The sequence below is a fragment of the Sphingomonas sp. CD22 genome (assembly GCF_034556155.1).
Classification (GTDB): domain Bacteria; phylum Pseudomonadota; class Alphaproteobacteria; order Sphingomonadales; family Sphingomonadaceae; genus Sphingomonas.
The window spans coordinates 304,367-321,719 of sequence record NZ_JAYDYX010000002.1 but is presented as its reverse complement, the minus strand read 5'-3'; the positions used below and the strand labels follow the sequence as shown (position 1 = coordinate 321,719).

Here is a 17,353-nt window from a genome sequence, read left to right as displayed (position 1 = left end):
TCGGGACCCATGGATGCGCTACCGGCAATGATGCGCGTATCACCGGCGACACCGTGACCGTGGGTCCCGGCGTGCGCCGGGATGACGATTGGGGGGCGGTGCTTTCCGAATCAAGGCGCGTGGGTCGCGACACATCGCATCGTTCCGCAGGAGCGGACGGCGTTGCGCCGGTGGATGGGTGGACCCCCGAACGGGTCCGGGGTGACGGGTGGATGATGGGTGTGTCTCGAACTCTGGCGGTGCGCGCCCTTCCCGTCAGCGCCAACGCCGCCACGCGCAAATCCCCGTCCGAACCTTCCCACACCCGGCAAGCCCCGATACAGCCCGAGCGATGGACAGCCCCACCCGACGCAAGTTCCTGATCGGCGGCGGTGCCGGGGTCGGGCTGATCGTCGCCTGGGGCGTGTGGCCGCGCCGCTATGCGCCCAATCTCGCCACCATCGCCGGCGAGACCGGCTTCGGCGCCTGGCTCAAGATCGGCGCCGATGGCCACGTCACCGTCGCGGTGCCGCAGCTCGAACACGGGCAAGGCGTCTATACCGCCCTCCCCCAGATCGTCGCCGACGAGCTTGGCGCGGACTGGCGCACCGTCGGGGTGGAGGCGGCGCCGATCAACCCGCTCTACGCCAACCCGCTCGCGCTCGACGAATTGTTTGAAGGCACGCTCGTCCACGTACCCGACTCGATCGAGATGACCGTCGCACGCCGCGGCGCGCTGATCGTCACCGGCGGATCGACCTCGGTGCGGATGTTCGAGGACGATTGCCGCACCGCCGGTGCCGCCGCACGCGCGTTGCTGTGCAAGGCGGCGGCGCGGCGCTGGGGCGTCGGCTGGAGCGATTGCGCGGTCGACGCGGGCTTCGTCACGCACGGCACGCAGCGCCTCCGCTTCGCCGACCTCGCCGCCGCCGCCGCCGGCGAGGCCATCCCCGATCCGCTGCCGATCGGCGTGCAGGGCGCGGGCAAGCTCGTCGGCCGCGCGCTGCCGCGACTCGACGTGCCCGCCAAGGTCGACGGCTCCGCCGGCTTCGCCGGCGACATCCGCCTGCCCGACATGGTCCATGCCGCGATCCGCCAGGGGCCGATCGGCGACGCCCGGCTGATCGGCGTCGACCGCGCCGCCGCCGATCGCATCCGCGGCGTGCTGACGGTGGTCGAGACGCCGCGCTGGGTCGCCGCGATCGCCACCACCGGCTGGACCGCGCAGCGCGCGCTCGACGCGCTCGCGCCGCGCTTCGCCAGCGACGCGCCGCTTCCCGACAGCGCCGGCATCGCGCGCAGCCTCGCGGACGCGCTCGCCGGGCCGAGCCAGCGCATCGCCGCGGTCGGCGACCTCGGCACGTTGCTCGACGGCGCCGGCGTCGTCACCGCAGACTATACCGCCGGCCTCGGCGTCCACGCCGCGCTGGAGACGACCAGCGCCACCGCGGCATGGCGCGACGGCCGGCTTGAACTCTGGCTGCCGACCGCGGCCCCCGCCGCCGCCCGCGCCGCCGCGGCAGAGGTCGCGGGGATCAGCGAAAGCGCGGTCGTCATCCATCCGACGCTCGCCGGCGGCGGCTTCGGCGCGACGCTCGACCCGTTGGTCGCCGAACAGGCCGCGCTGCTCGCGATGCGGCTCAAGCGCCCGGTCAGCCTCGTCTGGTCGCGCGGCGAGGACAATGCGCACGACCGCTTCCGCCCGCCCGCGCACGCGCGGCTGCGCGCCCGCCTGTCGAGCAACGGCGCGATCGCGGCGTGGCACGGTGCGATCGCCGCCCCCGCCACCGGCCATGCGCTCGCCCGACGGCTGCTGCCCGGCAGCGGCTTGGCGCTCGGCACCGGCGATCCCTATGCGGTCGCCGGTGCGCAGCCGCTTTATCGCATCCCGGCGCTGCGGATCGATCATCACCCCGCGGAGATCGACGTCCCCACCGGCCATCTGCGCGGCGGCGCGCACGGCTATACCGCCTTCTTCACCGAATCGTTCGTCGACGAACTCGCGCAGGTCGCCGGCACCGAGCCGCTGTCCTACCGGATCGGCATGCTCGGCGGCGACGCGCGGCTGGCGCGCTGCCTCACCACCGTCGCCGCGCTCGGCGGCTGGTCGGGCGGCGCGGCGGGATCGGGCCAGGGCATCGCCTGCCACAGCTTCCGCGGCAGCCATATCGCGGTGCTCGCCGAGGCGGAGATGGCGAACGGCCGTCCGCGCATCGCGCGACTCGTCGCCGCGGTCGATTGCGGGCGGACGATCAACCCCGATCTGGTGCTGCAACAGATCGAGGGCGGGCTGATCTTCGGCCTCGCCCACGCGCTCGGCGCCACGACGGGGATCACCGCGGGGCGCAGCGACGTGCGCGGGCTCGCCGGCCTCGCGCTGCCGCGGCTCGCCGATACGCCCGATATCGTCGTCGAGATCGTCCGTTCGGACGAACCGCCCGGCGGGGTCGGCGAACTCGGCGTCCCCGCGGTCGCGCCGGCGATCGCCAACGCGCTGCATGCCGCAACCGGTATCCGCCTGCGTCACCTGCCGCTAAGGCGGTAAGATGTTGATCCCCGCCGACCATCCGCCGATCCCCGCCCGCAAGATCGGGGTGTTGCTGACCAATCTCGGCACCCCCGACGGCCCCGACGCCAAATCGGTCAAACGCTATCTCGGCGAATTTCTGTCGGACAAGCGCGTCGTCGAGATCCCGGCGATCGCGTGGCAGCCGATCCTGCGCGGCATCATCCTCAACACGCGGCCGAAGAAGTCGGCGCATGCCTATGGTTTGGTGTGGAGCGAGGAAGGTTCGCCGCTCGCCGCGATCACCCGCCGGCAGTCGCAGGCTTTGCAGGGGGCGTTCGGCGAGGGCGTCTTGGTCGATTATGCGATGCGCTACGGCAACCCGGCGATCGCCGATCGCCTGATCGCGCTCAAGGACGCAGGGTGCGAACGCATCCTGATCGCGCCGCTCTACCCGCAATATTGCGCGGCGACGACGGCGACCGCCAACGACAAGGCGTTCGCCGCGCTCGCCGGCATGCGCTGGCAGCCGGCGATCCGCACGTTGCCGCCCTATCACGACGATCCCGCCTATATCGCCGCGCTCAAGACGCAGGTCGAGATGCAGATCGCCGCGCTCGAATTCGTGCCGGACGCGGTGATCGCCAGCTTCCACGGCATGCCCAAGCGGACGCTCCAGCTCGGCGACCCCTATCATTGCCACTGCCAGAAGACCGCGCGGCTGCTCGGCGAGGCGATGGGGCGCGAGCTGGTCGTCGCCTTCCAGTCGCGGTTCGGCCCGGCAAAATGGCTCGGCCCGGCGACCGACGAGACGCTGGAGGCGCTGCCCGCCAAGGGCGTGCGCAAGGTCGCGGTGATCGCGCCGGGCTTCTCCGCCGACTGTCTCGAAACGCTGGAGGAACTGGCGATCCGCGGCCGCGAGAGCTTCATGACCGCGGGCGGCACCGATTTCGCCTATCTGCCCTGCCTCAACGACGGTGCACCGGGGATGGCGATGCTGCGCACGCTGATCGCGCGCGAACTCGCCGGCTGGGTCGCCGACACGTAAAATTACGTTACGGCCATTGCCAGTCCGGCGGCCCCTGCCTAGCCTTGGGTTAAGCATAAGGGAGAGGTTCGGATGGCCAGGGTAGCGATCGTCACGGGTGGTACGCGTGGCATCGGCGAGGCGATCAGCCTCGCCTTGCAGGAGGCGGGGGTCACCGTCGCCGCCAATTACGCCGGCAACGATGAACGCGCCCGCGCCTTCACCGAACGAACCGGCATCCCCGCGTTCAAATGGGACGTCGCCGATCATGCGGCCTGCCAGCAGGGCTGCGCGCAGGTCGCCGCCGAGCTCGGCCCGGTCGACATCGTCGTCAACAACGCCGGCATCACCCGCGACGGCACGATCCTGAAGCTGACGTACGAGGCGTGGAAAGAGGTGATCGACACCAACCTCGGCGGCTGTTTCAACATGGCGAAAGCGGTTTTTCCCGGCATGCGCGAGCGCAAATGGGGGCGGATCGTCAACATCGGCTCGATCAACGGGCAGGCCGGCCAATATGGCCAGGTCAATTACGCTGCGGCGAAATCGGGCATCCATGGCTTCACCAAGGCGCTGGCGCAGGAGGGCGCGCGCGTCGGCGTGACGGTCAATGCGATCGCGCCGGGCTATATCGACACCGACATGGTCGCCGCGGTGCCCGGCGACGTGCTGGAGAAGATCGTCGCCAAGATCCCGGTCGGCCGCCTTGGCCAGGCGAGCGAGATCGCGCGCGGCGTGGCGTTCCTGTGCTCGGACGAGGCCGGCTTCGTGACCGGATCGACGCTGAGCATCAACGGCGGCCAGCATATGTACTGACCGTTCGAGGCGCGGCCGCGCCCGCGCCGGTGCGCGCAGCGCACGAACGGTCACGGCCGGCGGGTCGGCCAAGGCCGAACCCGTCCGACGACGGCTTTGCCGGCGTCCTGATCGGTCCCTGCCGTCACCCCGGACGGGGCCGAGACGTCCGCTAGCATCGGCCCCTCATCCACCAATCCTGTATCCCGGCCTTCGCCGGGGTACATCACGCGTTCGCAGAGGCCCCGCCTTCGCCGGGATACACTAGGCGTCCCGCAACAATCCCCGAACACATCGGGCGTGACGGCTTGCCCGAAGCCATCCGATCAAGCCTCGCCATCTCCCCAACAACACGAAGCCCGGTCGCCATACGGCAACCGGGCTCCACCCCTCGAAACGCTACGCGAGGGCAAGGACTGCCGCTTAGCGGCAGTAACCGGGACGGTCCGAGCGTTCGACCGCGCGGCCGGCGAGCGCGCCCGCACCGGCGCCGAGCACGGTGCCGAGCGCACGGTCGCCGCGGGTGTCGATCGTGCGGCCGAGCAGGCCGCCGGCGATCGCGCCGACGATCGTGCCGGTGGTGCCGCTGTTGCAACGCTGACCGCCGCGATAGCCGCGATCGCCATAATAGCCGCGACCGCCACGATAGACGCGATCGTCCCGATAGCCGCGGTCGTCACGATAGCCGCGGTCGTAGCCGCGCTGCTCGTACCCACGGTCGTAGCCGCCGTAATAGCCGCGCTGCGCGGCGGCAGGGGTTGCGGGGACGAGGGCGGCGGCGGTCATCGCGAGGGCGGCGCCGGCGAGGCTCAGGGTCTTCATCATGGGTCTTCTCCCGAAAATCTGTCCAACTCGGCGGCGGCCCGGTGGGGACCTTCCCGTCGTCGATGCACATCATTTGCCCGATTCGCGTTGAGCGGACCCTGAATGCCTCCGTTATCGTGCGTTCAGGCTATCGCCGCCGCGCCCGCCGCTTATGGAGGCGCGATGCGCGTCCTGTTCGTCGTCCTCGCCGTCCTGCTGCTCGTCCCCGGCTGGACCGGGGAGCAGCGGCTGGCGCTGCTCGGCGACAAGCCGCAACTGATCGCCACGCCGGTGGCGCTCGACCCGCTCGATCCGCAGCGCCGGCGGCTGGGGTCGCTCACCTATCTCGGCGGGGTCGCGCTGCGCAGCCTCGATCCCGCTTTCGGTGGCTATTCGTCGCTGAGCGTCGTGCCGCAGGCCGACGGCGACCGCTTCACCCTGTTGAGCGACGGCGGCAACGTCGTCGCCTTCACGATGGGCGCCGACTGGGCCCCGCGCGCGCTGCGCTTCCGCAACCTGCCCGGCGGCCCCGGCATCGGCTGGGAGAAGCGCGACCGCGACAGCGAATCGATGGCGCGCGATCCGAAGACGGGGGCGATCTGGGTCGGCTTCGAACGCGCGAACGCGATCTGGCGCTATACGGCCGGCTTCGCGCGGGCGCAGGCGCAGCGCGCGCCGCGGGAGATGGCGCGCTGGCCCGACAACGGCGGCCCCGAATCGCTCGCGCGCCTGCCCGACGGGCGATTCGTCGCAATCAGCGAGATGCGCCACGTTCCCCGGTCGCGCTGGCACGGGCCCGAGGCGGCACGGCTCGCCAGCCGCGACGCGCTGATCTTTCCGGGGGATCCGATCGCCATCCGGCCGCACCGGTTCGCCTATCTCAGCTACGGCCGCTTCGATCCCTCCGACGCGACCGCCTTGCCCAACGGCGATCTGCTGGTGCTCGATCGCGCCTTCCGCCTGCCCTATCGGTTCAGCAACCGGCTGTCGCTGGTGCCCGCCGCGGCGATCCGGCCGGGGGCGGTGGTGCGTGGCAGGCTGCTCGCGACGCTCGACGCGCCGTTGATCCACGACAATTTCGAAGGCGTCGCGACGACGGTGGAACGCGGCCGGACGATCGTCTGGCTGGTGTCGGACGACAATCAGTCGGTGCTGCAACGCACGCTGTTGCTCAAGTTCCGGCTGGAGCGCTGATCCGCACGCCACGACGAAAACCCGCCGCTCCCCGGGAGCAGCGGGCTTCGAACCGCGGCAATCGCAAAGCGATGGGTTTAGGCGGCTTCCGCCGTCGACGTCGTCGCCAGCTTCTTGACGATCTCGCGCTTCAGGCGGCGGCAGCGCAGCGAGAGCTTGTCCTCGCTGGTCTTGACCAGCCAATTGTCGAGGCCGCCGTTATGCTCGACCGAACGCAGGCCGTGCGTCGAAACGCGCAGGCGCACGCCCTTTTCGAGCGAATCGGAGATCAGCGTGACGTTCTGCAGGTTCGGCAGAAACGTACGCTTGGTCTTGTTGTTGGCGTGGGAAACGTTGTTGCCCACCTGCCGGCCCTTGCCGGTCAGCTCGCAAATGCGCGACATGGTTTTTGATCCTGAATTCGGTTGCCCGGAAAGTCGGCGCCACTAGCGGCAATCGGCGCCCCCGTCAACCAGCGCCGTCCACCGGCGGCGATGCAACGGAGTCGCCGCACCGGCGTTGTTACGCCATCGTAAAGGTCGTCGGTAGGGGAAATCGCATGCGCACGTTGCTGGTACTGCTCGGGATCGTCGCGCTGGTCGTGGTCGCGGCAATGCAGTTCGGCCTGGTCAGCATCGACCAGACGCACCCCGCCGTCGTCCAGGCGCCGCAGTTCAAGGCGGACGTGGCTCGCGTCAGCGTCGGCACCGAGAACAAGACGGTCGCCGTTCCCACGGTCAACGTCGAGAAGCCGGGCAACGCGCAATAGGCTTTACCCGAACGATCGGGATCGGCAGGGCGGGGCGATGTTCCCGCTGCCGATCCCGATGCGCCGCGCGCTCGATGCCGCGGCAGAGGCGGCGCAGGCCGGCGAAGTTCCGGTCGGTGCCGCGCTCGTGTGGCGCGGCGAGATCGTCGCGGTCGCCGCCAATGCGCCGCGGGCGCTGTGCGACCCCACCGCCCATGCCGAGATGCGCGTCATCCGCGCCGCCGCCGCCGCGCTCGGCCGCGACCGTCTGGAGGACGCCGAACTCTGGGTGACGCTGGAGCCGTGCGCGATGTGCGCCGGCGCGATCGCGCATGCCAGGATCGGGCGGCTCTATTATGGCGCGAGCGACCCCAAGGGCGGGGCGATCGAACACGGCCCGCTGCTGTTCGCGCAGCCGACGGTGCATCATCGGCCGGAGGTGTATGGCGGGATCGGCGAACGCGAGGCGGCCGACCTGCTGCGGACGTTCTTCCGGGCACGGCGATAAGGGCGCCGGCGCGAGGTTGGTTCGCGCGGAGGGTAGGTAGTGGACCGGCAACCCCCTCACCCCAATTACATCATCTCAACTTCGTCATCCCAATTCGTCATCCCGACGAAAGTCGGGACCCATGGTCTCGGTGCTGCCGGGGGTTCGCGAATCATTGCCGCCACCGCATCCATGGGTCCCGACTTTCGTCGGGATGACGATCCAGTCTGTAGCGCTCGCCACCAACGCGACACCCTCCGCGCCTCCGCGCCTCCGCGCCCAAACCTTCTTCGCGGCTTCGCGGCTTCGCACGAACCAAAGAACCGCCCCGGCTCGAACCGGGGCGGCGCCCCGAATCACCGCAGGTCGTTCTGAGAGATCGGCACGATCTTCACCTCGACGCGGCGATTCGCCGCCCGGCCCGCGTCGGTGTCGTTCGACGCGATCGGCTGCGTCTCGCCGAAGCCGCGCGTGCCGATTCGCGCCGGCTGCACGCCGCGGCTCGCCAGATAATCCGCCACCGACGTCGCGCGCCGCTCCGACAGCGTCTGGTTGTATGCGTCCGACCCGGTCGAATCGGTATGGCCGTACACGTCGATGTACGTCTGATTGTATTGCGCCAGCGTCTCGGCGACCTGATCGAGCGTGCGGCGGAACTGCGGCTGCACGTCGGCGCTGTCATAGGCGAAGGTGATCCCCGACGGGATATTGAGCACCAGATTGTCGCCCTCGCGCGTCACCTGCACGTCAGTGCCCGCGGTACGCGCGCGCAGGTCGCGCTCCTGCTTGTCCATATAGGCGCCGATCCCCGCTCCGGCGAGGCCGCCGATACCGGCGCCGAGGATCTTCTCGGTCCGGTCGCGCCGCCCGCCGACGAGATCGCCGAGCAGATAGCCGCCCAGCGCGCCGCCGATGCCGCCGATCGCGGTCTTCGAGATGCGGCGCTCGCCGGTCTCGGGATCGGTGGTGCAGGCGCTGGTGGTGACCAGCGCGGCAAGCGCCGCGGCGGCGAGGAACTTCGACTTCATGACATCCCTTTCACGTTCGTTCCCGGCTAAACTCGGGTCCGTTATGGCTTGTTCCGCCTGCGATCTGAACCGCGGCTGACACGCATAATCGCGCTATCGTGATACAGGCAGTTGTCGCCGCGCGCGTTGTGCGGCAAAGACACGTCCGCCGATGGCACCGCTTCCGCCCTTCCCCTGGATCGACGTCGTGATCATCCTCGCATTGGTCGCGCTCAACGGCGTGTTCGCGATGAGCGAGCTGGCGATCGTCTCGTCGCGCAAGGCGCGGCTGGAGGCGATGGCGCGCTCGGGGCGCAAGGGCCCCGCCGCCGCGCTCAAGCTCGCCGCCGATCCCGGCAAGTTCCTGTCCTCGGTCCAGATCGGCATCACGCTGATCGGCATCCTCGCGGGTGCCTATTCGGGCTCGAGCCTCGGCGGCCCCACCGCGGCGCGGTTGCAGGCGTTCGGCCTGTCGGCGGAGACGGCGCAGACCGCGGGCTTCGCGCTGGTCATCGGCCTCACCACCTACGCCTCGCTGATCATCGGCGAGCTCGTTCCCAAGCAATTCGCGCTGCGCAAGCCCGAGACGGTGGCGTCGCTGGTCGCGGTGCCGATGCGCTATATCGCTTTGGTCTGCGCGCCGCTGGTGTGGCTGCTCGATTCGTCGAGCGCTTTGGTCTTTCGCATCCTGCGCCTCAACCGCGAATCGGAGGATCAGGTGACGGCGGAGGAGCTGCACCTGATCGTCGCCGAAGCCTCCAAGTCGGGCGTGATCGAGGAGCATGAGCGCACGATCATCTCCGGCGTCGTCCGCCTCGCCGACCGGCCGGTGCGCGAGGTGATGACGCCGCGGACCGAGGTCGACTGGCTCGACTGCAATCTCGGGCCGGAGGGCATCCGCGACACGCTGCTGGCGACGCCGCACACGCGGCTGCCGGTCGCCGACGGTTCGGTCGATGCGGTGATCGGCGTCGTCCAGGCGCGCGACATCGCCGCGGCGCTGTTCCGCGGACAGGCGCTCGACCTGCGCAAGCTGATGCGCAAGGCGCCGGTGGTGATCGACCGGATCGATGCGATGGACGCGCTGATCGCGCTGCGCCAGGCCGAGGTGCCGATGGCGCTGATCCACGACGAATACGGTCATTTCGAAGGCATCGTGACGCCCGCCGACCTGCTCGCCGCGATCGCCGGCGAATTCGCCAGCGACGCCGATCCCGACGACGCACCGTCGGTGGTGGTGCGCGACGACGGGTCGCTGCTCGTCGCGGGCACGATGGCGGCCGACGCGCTCGCCGAGCGGCTCGGCATCGACCTGCCCGAGGACCGCGATTACGCGACCGTCGCGGGCCTCGCGCTCGCCGCCTTCCGTCACCTCCCCGCCGAGGGCGAGAGCTTCGAGGAACAGGGCTGGCGGTTCGAAGTGGTCGATCTCGACGGCCGGCGGATCGACAAATTGCTCGTCAGCGAGGCCTGACGGCGACCTCCCTTTCGTCATCCCGACGAAAGTCGGGACCCATGGACGCGCTGGTGGACAGGGTAGGCGCGACGGCGACGAGCATCGCAACCATGGGTCCCGGCCTTCGCCGGGATGACGATGGGGGTGAGGCGGACCACCTCGCCCCCACACCGCATTGTCTTCGCACGAATCCACCCGCCCGCCGCGACCGACACGCAAACGACGCATTCAATTCATCATCACTTCAGCTAATCGGGACGACGAGCATCGTCCGAACGACCAAGGCAGTTGAATGCTAACGCAGCGCGTCCACGCGGCCCTTCCCGCGCTTCCCCCGAATGTCGCCCACCGCGCCGTCGCCGAGACGCACGGCTTCTCGCGCCCGACGATCGTCGCCGCGTTGCTCGCCGGCCTCGTCGCCACCGCCTGGCTGCTCCACCGCGCCGACCTCGGCGTCGCGCTATGGAGCCGCAGCAACCTGCCGTTCGCGCTCGCCGCGGTCTGCGTCGTCGCGGTGCGCAGCCATGTCGTGCCGCGCGGCTGGCGCCATGCCGCGGCGCTGCGCGACGGCGCGGGCTATTATGCCGTGTTCACGCTGATCGCGCTGACCGGCGCGGTGGCGAGCTATCCGCTCGCCGCGCTCACCCACGGCTATGCCGATCAGACGCTGCAACGGATCGACGTCGCGCTCGGTTTCGACTGGCTCGCCTGGTACCGGCTGGTCGCCGACCATCGCGCGCTGCAGATCCTCGGCATCGCCTGTTACGGGAGCATCTATCTCACGCCCGCGATCCTGCTCGGCTGGTTCGCCCACACCGGCCAGCGGCGCGAGGCGCACCGCTTCCTGGCGGGGTTCTGGCTCGCCGCGGTGCTGACGCTGGCGCTGTTCACGCTGATGCCCGCGATCGGGCCGCTATCCTATCTGTGGCGCGGCGCGGTGCCCTATATGCCGGTCAGCGAGACCTGGCAGTCGAACCTCATCCCGGCGCTGCGCGCGCACACCATCCACGCGGTCGACCTCGGCGCGCTACGCGGGCTCGTCTCGGCGCCGAGTTTCCACGCCGCCGCCGGCACGCTCTATCTGCGCACGATCTGGCGCACGCCGCCGCTGCGCCGCTGGCTGACGGGGCTGGTCGCGGCGATGCTGCTCGCCACCCCGGTCGAGGGGACGCATTACCTCATCGACATGATCATCGGCGCCGCCGTCGCGATGCTGGCGATGGAGATCGTCGACCTGCTGCTCGCGCGCCGCCTAGCCGCTGTTGCGTAACGCGGTCGCGACCGCGTTGATCGACAGCAGGATGCCCTCGCCGATGCGCGGATCGTCCTCGCCGGCACGGTGGCGCTTCATCAGCTCGATCTGCAACAGGTTGAGCGGCTCGATATAGGGCAGCCGCAGCCGGATCGACGCATCGAGCGCCGGATGCTTTTCGAGCAATCGCGTCTGCCCGGTCACTTCGAGCAAGCCGTCGTGCGTCTGCTGCCAGGCATCGCGGATGCGGCCGAAGAGGCCGTTGCGCAGCCCCTCGTCCTCGACCAGTTCGGCATAATGGCCGGCGATCGCGATGTCCGATTTCGCCAGCACCATCTCCATATTGGCGAGCGTCGAGGCGAACAGCGGCCAGCCCTGCGCCATCTCCCTCAGCAGCCCCTTGTCCGCGAAGCCCGCGATCGCCTGCCCGACGCCGTACCAGCCCGGCAGCATCACGCGCGCCTGCGCCCAGCTGAACACCCAGGGGATGGCGCGCAGATCCTCGATCGCGTCGCTCTTCTTGCGGCTCGCCGGGCGGCTGCCGATCTTGAGCCCGGCGATCTCGCCGATCGGCGTCATCTGGCGGAAGAAGGTGCGGAAGCCTCCCGCCTCCTTATGGGAATCGCCGTAGACGAGGTCGCGATAGGCGTGGAAGGCGGTGTCCGACAGCGCATCCATCGCCGCGCAGAAATCGTCGTTCTCCGTATTGGACAGTCGCTCGGGTTCGAGGCTGGCGAGCAGCGTCGCCGCGGCGATCGCCTCCAGATTGGTCATCGCGCTGTCGCGGGTGCCGTATTTGGCGGCGATCACCTCGCCCTGTTCAGTGATGCGGATACGCCCCTGCACCGTCCCCGACGGTTGCGCGCGGATCGCCGCGAACGCCGATCCGCCGCCGCGCCCCACCGCGCCGCCGCGACCGTGGAACAGCTGCATGCCGACGCCCGCCGCCTCGAATACCGGCTTCAGCGCGGTCGACGCCTTCGACAATTGCCACGTCGAGGTGAGATAGCCGCCGTCCTTGTTGCTGTCCGAATAGCCGATCATCACTTCCTGATGGCCGCGCTTCGCCGCGATCGCGGCGATCTCCGGAAGCGCGAACCAGTCGGTCATGATCCCCGGCGCGGCTTCCAGATCGCCGACCGTCTCGAACAGCGGCACCGCCATCACCGCGGCGCTTGGTGCGTCGCCGGGCCGGTACAGCCCGACCTCCTTGAGCAGCAGGTTGATCTCGAGCAGATCGGACACCGACTGCGCCATCGAGACGATGTAGTTGGTGATGCACGCCGGCCCGTATGTGGCGTGCGCGTCGGCCGCCGCCTGCACGATCGCCAGTTCGGAGGTCGTCTCCTCCGAATAGGTCATGAAGCGGCTGGCGAGCGGGCGCGCATTGGCGAGTTCGCGGCGCAGCAATGCGACCCGCGCCGCTTCGTCGAGCGCGAGATAATCCGCCTCGACGCCGGCGGTCTTGAGCAATTCCGCGACGACGCGCTCGTGGACGGCGCTGTTCTGGCGCAGGTCGAGCGTCGCGAGGTGGAAGCCGAACGTCTCGACCGCGCGGATCAGCCGGCCGAGCGCGCCGCTGGTCTTGAGCGCACCCGCCCCGGTATCCTTTGGCGACAGGCCGTGCGCGATCGCGACGAGATCGGCGCGGAACGCCTGCGGATCGGCATAGGCCTCGCCGTGGAGATGGCCGGGGCGCGGCGCCGGCTTGCCGGTCAGCGCCTGATGCGTCGCGGCGAGCCGTGCGTAGATGCCCGACAGCGCGCGGCGATAGGGTTCGTCCAGCCGGCTCTCCGCGGTGTCGCCGCTCGCCTCGGCCAGCGCCTCGACCGCCGCGTCGACGGGGACGTGCTGTGTCGAGATCGACAATTCGGCACCGAGCGCGTGGACGCCCTCCAGATAGAAGCCGAGCACCGCCTCGCACGCGCGGCCCAAGGCGGTGCGTAGCGAATCCGCAGTGACGAAGGGATTGCCGTCGCGATCGCCGCCGATCCAGCTGCCCGGCCTGACGAAGCTCGGCACGCGCTCACCGAATGCGCGGTCCCAGCGCTGGTAGAGCGCGGGCAGCGCCGGCAGGAACACCTCGCGCATATAGGACAGCGCCGTCTCCACCTCGTCGGTAACGTAGAGCCGTTCGCGGCGCAGCACCCGCGTCTGCCACAGCAACGCGATCTGGCGGGTGATCGCATCGTCGACGCGGTCGCCGTCGGGCGTCTCGTCGCCGCCCATGTCCTTCAATGCCATCAGCTGCGCGATGCGGTTGCGATGGTCGATCATGCTCTTGCGCCGCACCTCGGTGGGATGCGCGGTGAGCACCGGGACGATCAGCGCATGGCCGAGCAATTGCTGGACCTGATCGCGGCCGATCCCCTCGTCCGCCAGTTTGGCGAGCGCGGCGGCGACGTCGGCGCCCTGTTCGGCGGCGATCCCCTGCCGGTCCTCGGCGAGATTGGCGAGCATCGAGAACAGCATGAAGCCGCGGACGAAATCGAGCGTCTCGTCGAGGCCGAGGTTCTGGAGCTGCTGGTGGACGCTGTCGCTGCTGCCGGTGCCGCGATGCCGCTCGACCGAGGCACGGCGGATCGCCTCGGTCGCCTCGAACAGCGCCTCGCCGCCATAGGCCCGGATGACGTCGCCGAGCTGCGCGCCGAGAAAACGGACGTCGGGATTGTTGGCGATCGGCGGAAGCGAAGCGGGGTCATGCGTGGCCATGCCCCCGATGCTGCGCTGCGGCGGGAGTCGGGTCAACCGGGGATGACGTTGGGAACAGGGTAAATTGCGGTCGGGATCTCCCGCTGCCCGGGCGGGGCTATCGCATACGGTCGATCGAATTGGTGCAACGGCGCTCCCAGTCACCGTCATGCCGGACTCGATCCGGCATCCCGCTCCTTCCCGCCGTTCCGAAGAAGCAGGACCCCGGCGCAAGGCCGGGGTGACGGATCACTTGGGGCACCGATCGAGCCCCGTCACCGCCGCCATAAGCGAACCTCGCCCGCCGCTGCGGCCCGAGGCGGGATCGATATTGAGGGTGTTGGAAAAAATTCCTCCCCGCCAGGGAGTGCCGGGTTGAACGGCCCCCGGCCGTTCAAGGTCATGCCGGGGGCATGACCGACCCGGCACTGTGGCGCGGCGAAGCCGTGACGGAGGGGGAGGTAAGCGACGTCTTCCGTTCCGTCCTCCCCCTCCGTCATGCCTGCGGCATGCCACCTCCCCCTGGCGGGGGAGGAATTGCTGATTGTCGCCCCCCTAGGACTTGCCGTTCCCAAGCGGATCGCCCGGCACCGGTGCGGTCGGGCGCGTCGCCGGCTCGCGGCCCGCATCGCGGGCAGCGCGCCATTCCTTTTCCTCTTCCGAGGTGACGGTGCCGTCGTGGTTGAGGTCCATCTGGTCGAAGCGCTTGAGCGTGCCCTCGTCCCATTCGATCAGGCTGATGACGCCGTCGCCGTTGCGGTCGAGGCTCATCAGGCGGCTGTTCTGGCGGGGCAGCTCGGTCTTGTCGAGCCGGTCGTCCGCGTTGCGGTCGAGCGTGCGGAAGCGCCGCTCCATCGTGCTGGTGAAGTCGATGCGGCTGGTCACCGCGGGCGGCACGAAGCCGGCGGCATTGGCGTCCGCTGCCGCCACCTTGTCCTCGCGTTGGCCACAGCCGGCCAGCGCGCCCGCGGCGGCGAGGCCCGCCGCGATGATGATCCCCGTTCGCAAACCCGGTCTCCGTTCGTTACGCTTCCAGCTCAACGTCCCAGTAGAGCCAGTCGTGCCACGTGTCGTGGAGATAGTTGGGCGGAAAGGCGCGGCCATGTTCCTGCAAATGCCAGTTGGTCGGCCGGATCGGCTCGACGTACAGCGGCATATGCGCCTGTTTCGGCGTCCGCCCGCCCTTCTTGAGGTTGCACGGCGCGCAGGCGGTGACGACATTCTCCCACGTCGTCCGTCCGCCCTGCGCGCGCGGCACGACATGGTCGAAGGTCAGGTCGCGCCCGACGCCGCAATATTGGCAGGCGAAGCGGTCGCGCAGGAACAGGTTGAAGCGGGTGAACGCCGGAAACGCTGAAGGACGCACATATTGTTTGAGCGCGATCACCGAGGGCAGCTTGATCTCCGCGGTCGGGCTGCGCACCGAGCGTTCGTAATGCGCGACGATGTCGACGCGATCGAGGAACACCGCCTTGATCGCGGTCTGCCACGGCCAGACGCTCAGCGGATAATAAGACAGCGGCGTATAATCGGCGTTGAGCACCAGCGCCGGACAATTGTCGGGGTGACGGATCAGATCGGGATGAAACACGGCTCCTCCCACGGATTACCCGCGGGCCATGTCGCCCACGAGAGTGACGCTGGTATGACAGCACGGCGGGTCGATGCCGGTCAAGCCTTCTGCGGCGGGGTGCGGGCGTGAGCGGCGTGCGCACCCGTTTCGCGCCGAGCCCGACCGGGCGGCTGCACCTCGGCCATGCCTATGCCGCGCTCCAGGCGCACGATCACGCGCGGGCGGCGGGCGGCGGCTTCCTGCTGCGCATCGAGGATATCGACGGCACGCGCAGCCGCGAGGGCTTCGTCGCCGGGATCGAAGAGGATCTCGCGTGGCTCGGGCTGCGCTGGGACGGGCCGGTGCTGCGCCAGTCGACCCGGCTCGCCGTCTACGAAGCGGCGCTCGCCGGGTTGCGCGCGCGCGACCTGCTCTACCCCTGTTTCTGCACCCGCGCCGATATCGCGGCGAGCGCCTCGGCCCCGCATCACGGGCCGGACGGGCTCATCTATCCCGGCACCTGCCGGCATCTGTCCGCGGGCGACGTCGCCGCGCGGATCGCCGCGGGCACGCCGCATGCGTGGCGGCTGGCGATGGACCGCGCCGTCGCGCAGGCCGGCGCGCTCGACTGGACCGACGGGATCGCCGGGCCGCAGCGCGCGGACCCGCAGGCGTTCGGCGACGTCGTCCTCGCGCGCAAGGACGCGCCGGCGAGCTACCACCTCGCGGTGACGATCGACGATGCCGCGCAGGGGATCACCGACGTGGTGCGCGGCCGCGACCTGATGCGCGCGACCGACATCCACCGGCTGTTGCAGGCGCTGCTCGGCCTGCCGACGCCGCGCTACCGCCACCATCCGCTCCTGCTCGGCCCCGACGGCACGCGGCTCGCCAAGCGCAACGGCGCGCCTGCGCTTGCCGATCTGCGCGCCGCGGGTCGGGACGGGGCGGCGCTGGCGGACGATATCCGCGCCGGCCGGCTTCCCATTGGCTTTGCGGTAGCAAGCGCTTACCTATAGCGGATGAACACCTTCCTCGTCCTCCTGCTGATCGCGGCGATGCTGGCGACGGTGGTCGCTTTGGTCCGGGGCGTCATCGCCTTCCTCCAGGAATCGCACGCGCAGGTCCGCGACGGCCAAGGGCCGTCCGCTGCCTCGCTCAAGTCGAACAAGATGATGCAGATGCGCATCTTTTTTCAGGCGATCGCGATCCTGATCGTGGTGCTGATCCTGTTCCTCGCCGGACGCACCTGAGCCGTTGGTCAAGCTCAACCGCATCTACACGCGCACCGGCGACGCCGGCACGACCGGCCTCGTCGACGGTTCGCGCGTGTCCAAGGCGAATCCGCGCATGGCGGCGATCGGTGACGTCGACGAGGCCAATAGCGCGATCGGCGTCGCGATCGCCGCGCTCGGCGAGCGGTCCCCCGCCACGACGCTGCTGACCATCCAGAACGACCTGTTCGACCTCGGCGCCGACATCGCCACCCCGCTGGGGATCGACGGCGCGTTGCGCATCGTTCCTGCACAGGTCGCGCGGCTGGAGGCGGAGATCGACGCGATGAACGCCGATCTCGGCCCGCTGACCAGCTTCATCCTGCCCGGCGGCGATCCCGCCGCCGCGGCATTGCACCTCGCCCGCGCCATCGTTCGCCGTGCCGAGCGCAGCGCAGTGGCGGTCGACGGGCTCAACCCGCCGGCGCTCGCCTATCTCAACCGCCTGTCCGACTGGCTGTTCGTCGCCACCCGCGTGGTCAATGGCACCGGCGACGGCGACGTACTCTGGCAGCCGGGCGCGAGCCGCTAGGACCGTCGTTCCTCGCGGGACATTCGCTCCGCCTGCTCCTGCACCAAGGATTTTTGTTCACGCGAAGGCG

General features: G+C 69.8%; 17 protein-coding genes. 11 read left to right on the top strand and 6 right to left on the bottom strand.

Features of this window, described 5'->3' with window-relative positions; translation table 11 throughout:
- Positions 1–331 precede the first annotated feature (331 nt).
- The 3 genes from SFC76_RS04850 to phbB all read left to right on the top strand — a co-directional run bounded on the left by SFC76_RS04850 (position 332) and on the right by phbB (position 4,328).
- A complete protein-coding gene (locus SFC76_RS04850; RefSeq protein WP_322848352.1) occupies positions 332–2,524 on the top strand; it encodes a xanthine dehydrogenase family protein molybdopterin-binding subunit in 2,193 nt (730 codons plus the stop codon).
- A 1-nt stretch (position 2,525) separates the two neighbouring features.
- Positions 2,526–3,533, top strand: coding sequence for a ferrochelatase (gene hemH, locus SFC76_RS04845; protein WP_322848351.1), 1,008 nt, complete (start codon positions 2,526–2,528; stop codon positions 3,531–3,533).
- A gap of 72 nt (positions 3,534–3,605) precedes the next feature.
- A complete protein-coding gene (phbB, locus tag SFC76_RS04840) occupies positions 3,606–4,328 on the top strand; it encodes an acetoacetyl-CoA reductase (protein ID WP_322848350.1) in 723 nt (240 codons plus the stop codon).
- A 402-nt stretch (positions 4,329–4,730) separates the two neighbouring features.
- Here the strand turns inward: phbB and SFC76_RS04835 are convergent, their stop codons facing one another.
- On the bottom strand, positions 4,731–5,132 hold the full coding sequence (locus tag SFC76_RS04835; protein ID WP_322848349.1) for a glycine zipper 2TM domain-containing protein: 402 nt from the start codon (positions 5,130–5,132) through the stop codon (positions 4,731–4,733).
- Positions 5,133–5,294: 162 nt separating this feature from the next.
- Between SFC76_RS04835 and SFC76_RS04830 the strand changes: the two genes are divergently transcribed.
- On the top strand, positions 5,295–6,305 hold the full coding sequence (locus SFC76_RS04830; RefSeq protein WP_322848348.1) for an esterase-like activity of phytase family protein: 1,011 nt from the start codon (positions 5,295–5,297) through the stop codon (positions 6,303–6,305).
- A gap of 77 nt (positions 6,306–6,382) precedes the next feature.
- On the opposite strand, the gene rpmB is transcribed toward SFC76_RS04830, so the two are convergent.
- Positions 6,383–6,688 carry a 50S ribosomal protein L28 gene (gene rpmB / locus SFC76_RS04825; protein ID WP_038664329.1) on the bottom strand — a complete coding sequence of 102 codons (306 nt, stop codon included), beginning with the start codon at positions 6,686–6,688 and terminating at the stop codon, positions 6,383–6,385.
- A 155-nt stretch (positions 6,689–6,843) separates the two neighbouring features.
- Here rpmB and SFC76_RS04820 point away from each other — a divergent pair, with 155 nt between their 5' ends.
- Together SFC76_RS04820 and SFC76_RS04815 are read left to right on the top strand one after the other, a co-directional pair.
- The gene (locus SFC76_RS04820) at positions 6,844–7,053 is read left to right on the top strand and encodes a hypothetical protein (RefSeq protein WP_322848347.1); all 210 of its coding nucleotides are present in this window, start codon (positions 6,844–6,846) and stop codon (positions 7,051–7,053) included.
- A gap of 58 nt (positions 7,054–7,111) precedes the next feature.
- Entirely contained in the window at positions 7,112–7,540 is a 429-nt protein-coding gene (locus tag SFC76_RS04815) for a nucleoside deaminase (RefSeq protein ID WP_322848638.1), read from the top strand.
- Positions 7,541–7,875: 335 nt separating this feature from the next.
- Here SFC76_RS04815 and SFC76_RS04810 read toward each other — a convergent pair whose 3' ends face one another.
- Positions 7,876–8,547 (bottom strand): OmpA family protein, encoded by a 672-nt coding sequence (locus SFC76_RS04810; protein WP_322848346.1) that lies wholly within the window; start codon positions 8,545–8,547, stop codon positions 7,876–7,878.
- A gap of 151 nt (positions 8,548–8,698) precedes the next feature.
- Here SFC76_RS04810 and SFC76_RS04805 point away from each other — a divergent pair, with 151 nt between their 5' ends.
- Both SFC76_RS04805 and SFC76_RS04800 read left to right on the top strand, forming a co-directional pair.
- Positions 8,699–10,000, top strand: a complete 1,302-nt coding sequence (locus tag SFC76_RS04805) for a hemolysin family protein (protein WP_322848345.1) — start codon at positions 8,699–8,701, stop codon at positions 9,998–10,000.
- A 274-nt stretch (positions 10,001–10,274) separates the two neighbouring features.
- The gene (locus tag SFC76_RS04800; RefSeq protein WP_322848344.1) at positions 10,275–11,252 is read left to right on the top strand and encodes a phosphatase PAP2 family protein; all 978 of its coding nucleotides are present in this window, start codon (positions 10,275–10,277) and stop codon (positions 11,250–11,252) included.
- Here SFC76_RS04800 and ppc read toward each other — a convergent pair.
- The 3 genes from ppc to SFC76_RS04785 form a co-directional block, all read right to left on the bottom strand.
- Positions 11,235–13,946 carry a phosphoenolpyruvate carboxylase gene (gene ppc, locus SFC76_RS04795; RefSeq protein WP_322848343.1) on the bottom strand — a complete coding sequence of 904 codons (2,712 nt, stop codon included), beginning with the start codon at positions 13,944–13,946 and terminating at the stop codon, positions 11,235–11,237. The two genes, SFC76_RS04800 and ppc, sit on opposite strands and share 18 nt — an antisense overlap.
- A gap of 534 nt (positions 13,947–14,480) precedes the next feature.
- Positions 14,481–14,933 carry a hypothetical protein gene (locus SFC76_RS04790; protein WP_322848342.1) on the bottom strand — a complete coding sequence of 151 codons (453 nt, stop codon included), beginning with the start codon at positions 14,931–14,933 and terminating at the stop codon, positions 14,481–14,483.
- A gap of 16 nt (positions 14,934–14,949) precedes the next feature.
- On the bottom strand, positions 14,950–15,516 hold the full coding sequence (locus tag SFC76_RS04785; RefSeq protein WP_038664347.1) for an HNH endonuclease: 567 nt from the start codon (positions 15,514–15,516) through the stop codon (positions 14,950–14,952).
- 107 nt (positions 15,517–15,623) lie between these two features.
- Here SFC76_RS04785 and gluQRS point away from each other — a divergent pair, with 107 nt between their 5' ends.
- Genes gluQRS through SFC76_RS04770 form a run of 3 tightly spaced genes read left to right on the top strand, consistent with a single transcriptional unit; the run spans position 15,624 to position 17,283 of the window.
- Entirely contained in the window at positions 15,624–16,496 is an 873-nt protein-coding gene (gene gluQRS, locus SFC76_RS04780; RefSeq protein WP_322848341.1) for a tRNA glutamyl-Q(34) synthetase GluQRS, read from the top strand.
- Between the two features lie 3 nt (positions 16,497–16,499).
- Positions 16,500–16,730 (top strand): twin transmembrane helix small protein, encoded by a 231-nt coding sequence (locus SFC76_RS04775; protein ID WP_038664354.1) that lies wholly within the window; start codon positions 16,500–16,502, stop codon positions 16,728–16,730.
- Positions 16,731–16,734: 4 nt separating this feature from the next.
- The gene (locus tag SFC76_RS04770; RefSeq protein ID WP_322848340.1) at positions 16,735–17,283 is read left to right on the top strand and encodes a cob(I)yrinic acid a,c-diamide adenosyltransferase; all 549 of its coding nucleotides are present in this window, start codon (positions 16,735–16,737) and stop codon (positions 17,281–17,283) included.
- Positions 17,284–17,353 lie beyond the last annotated feature (70 nt).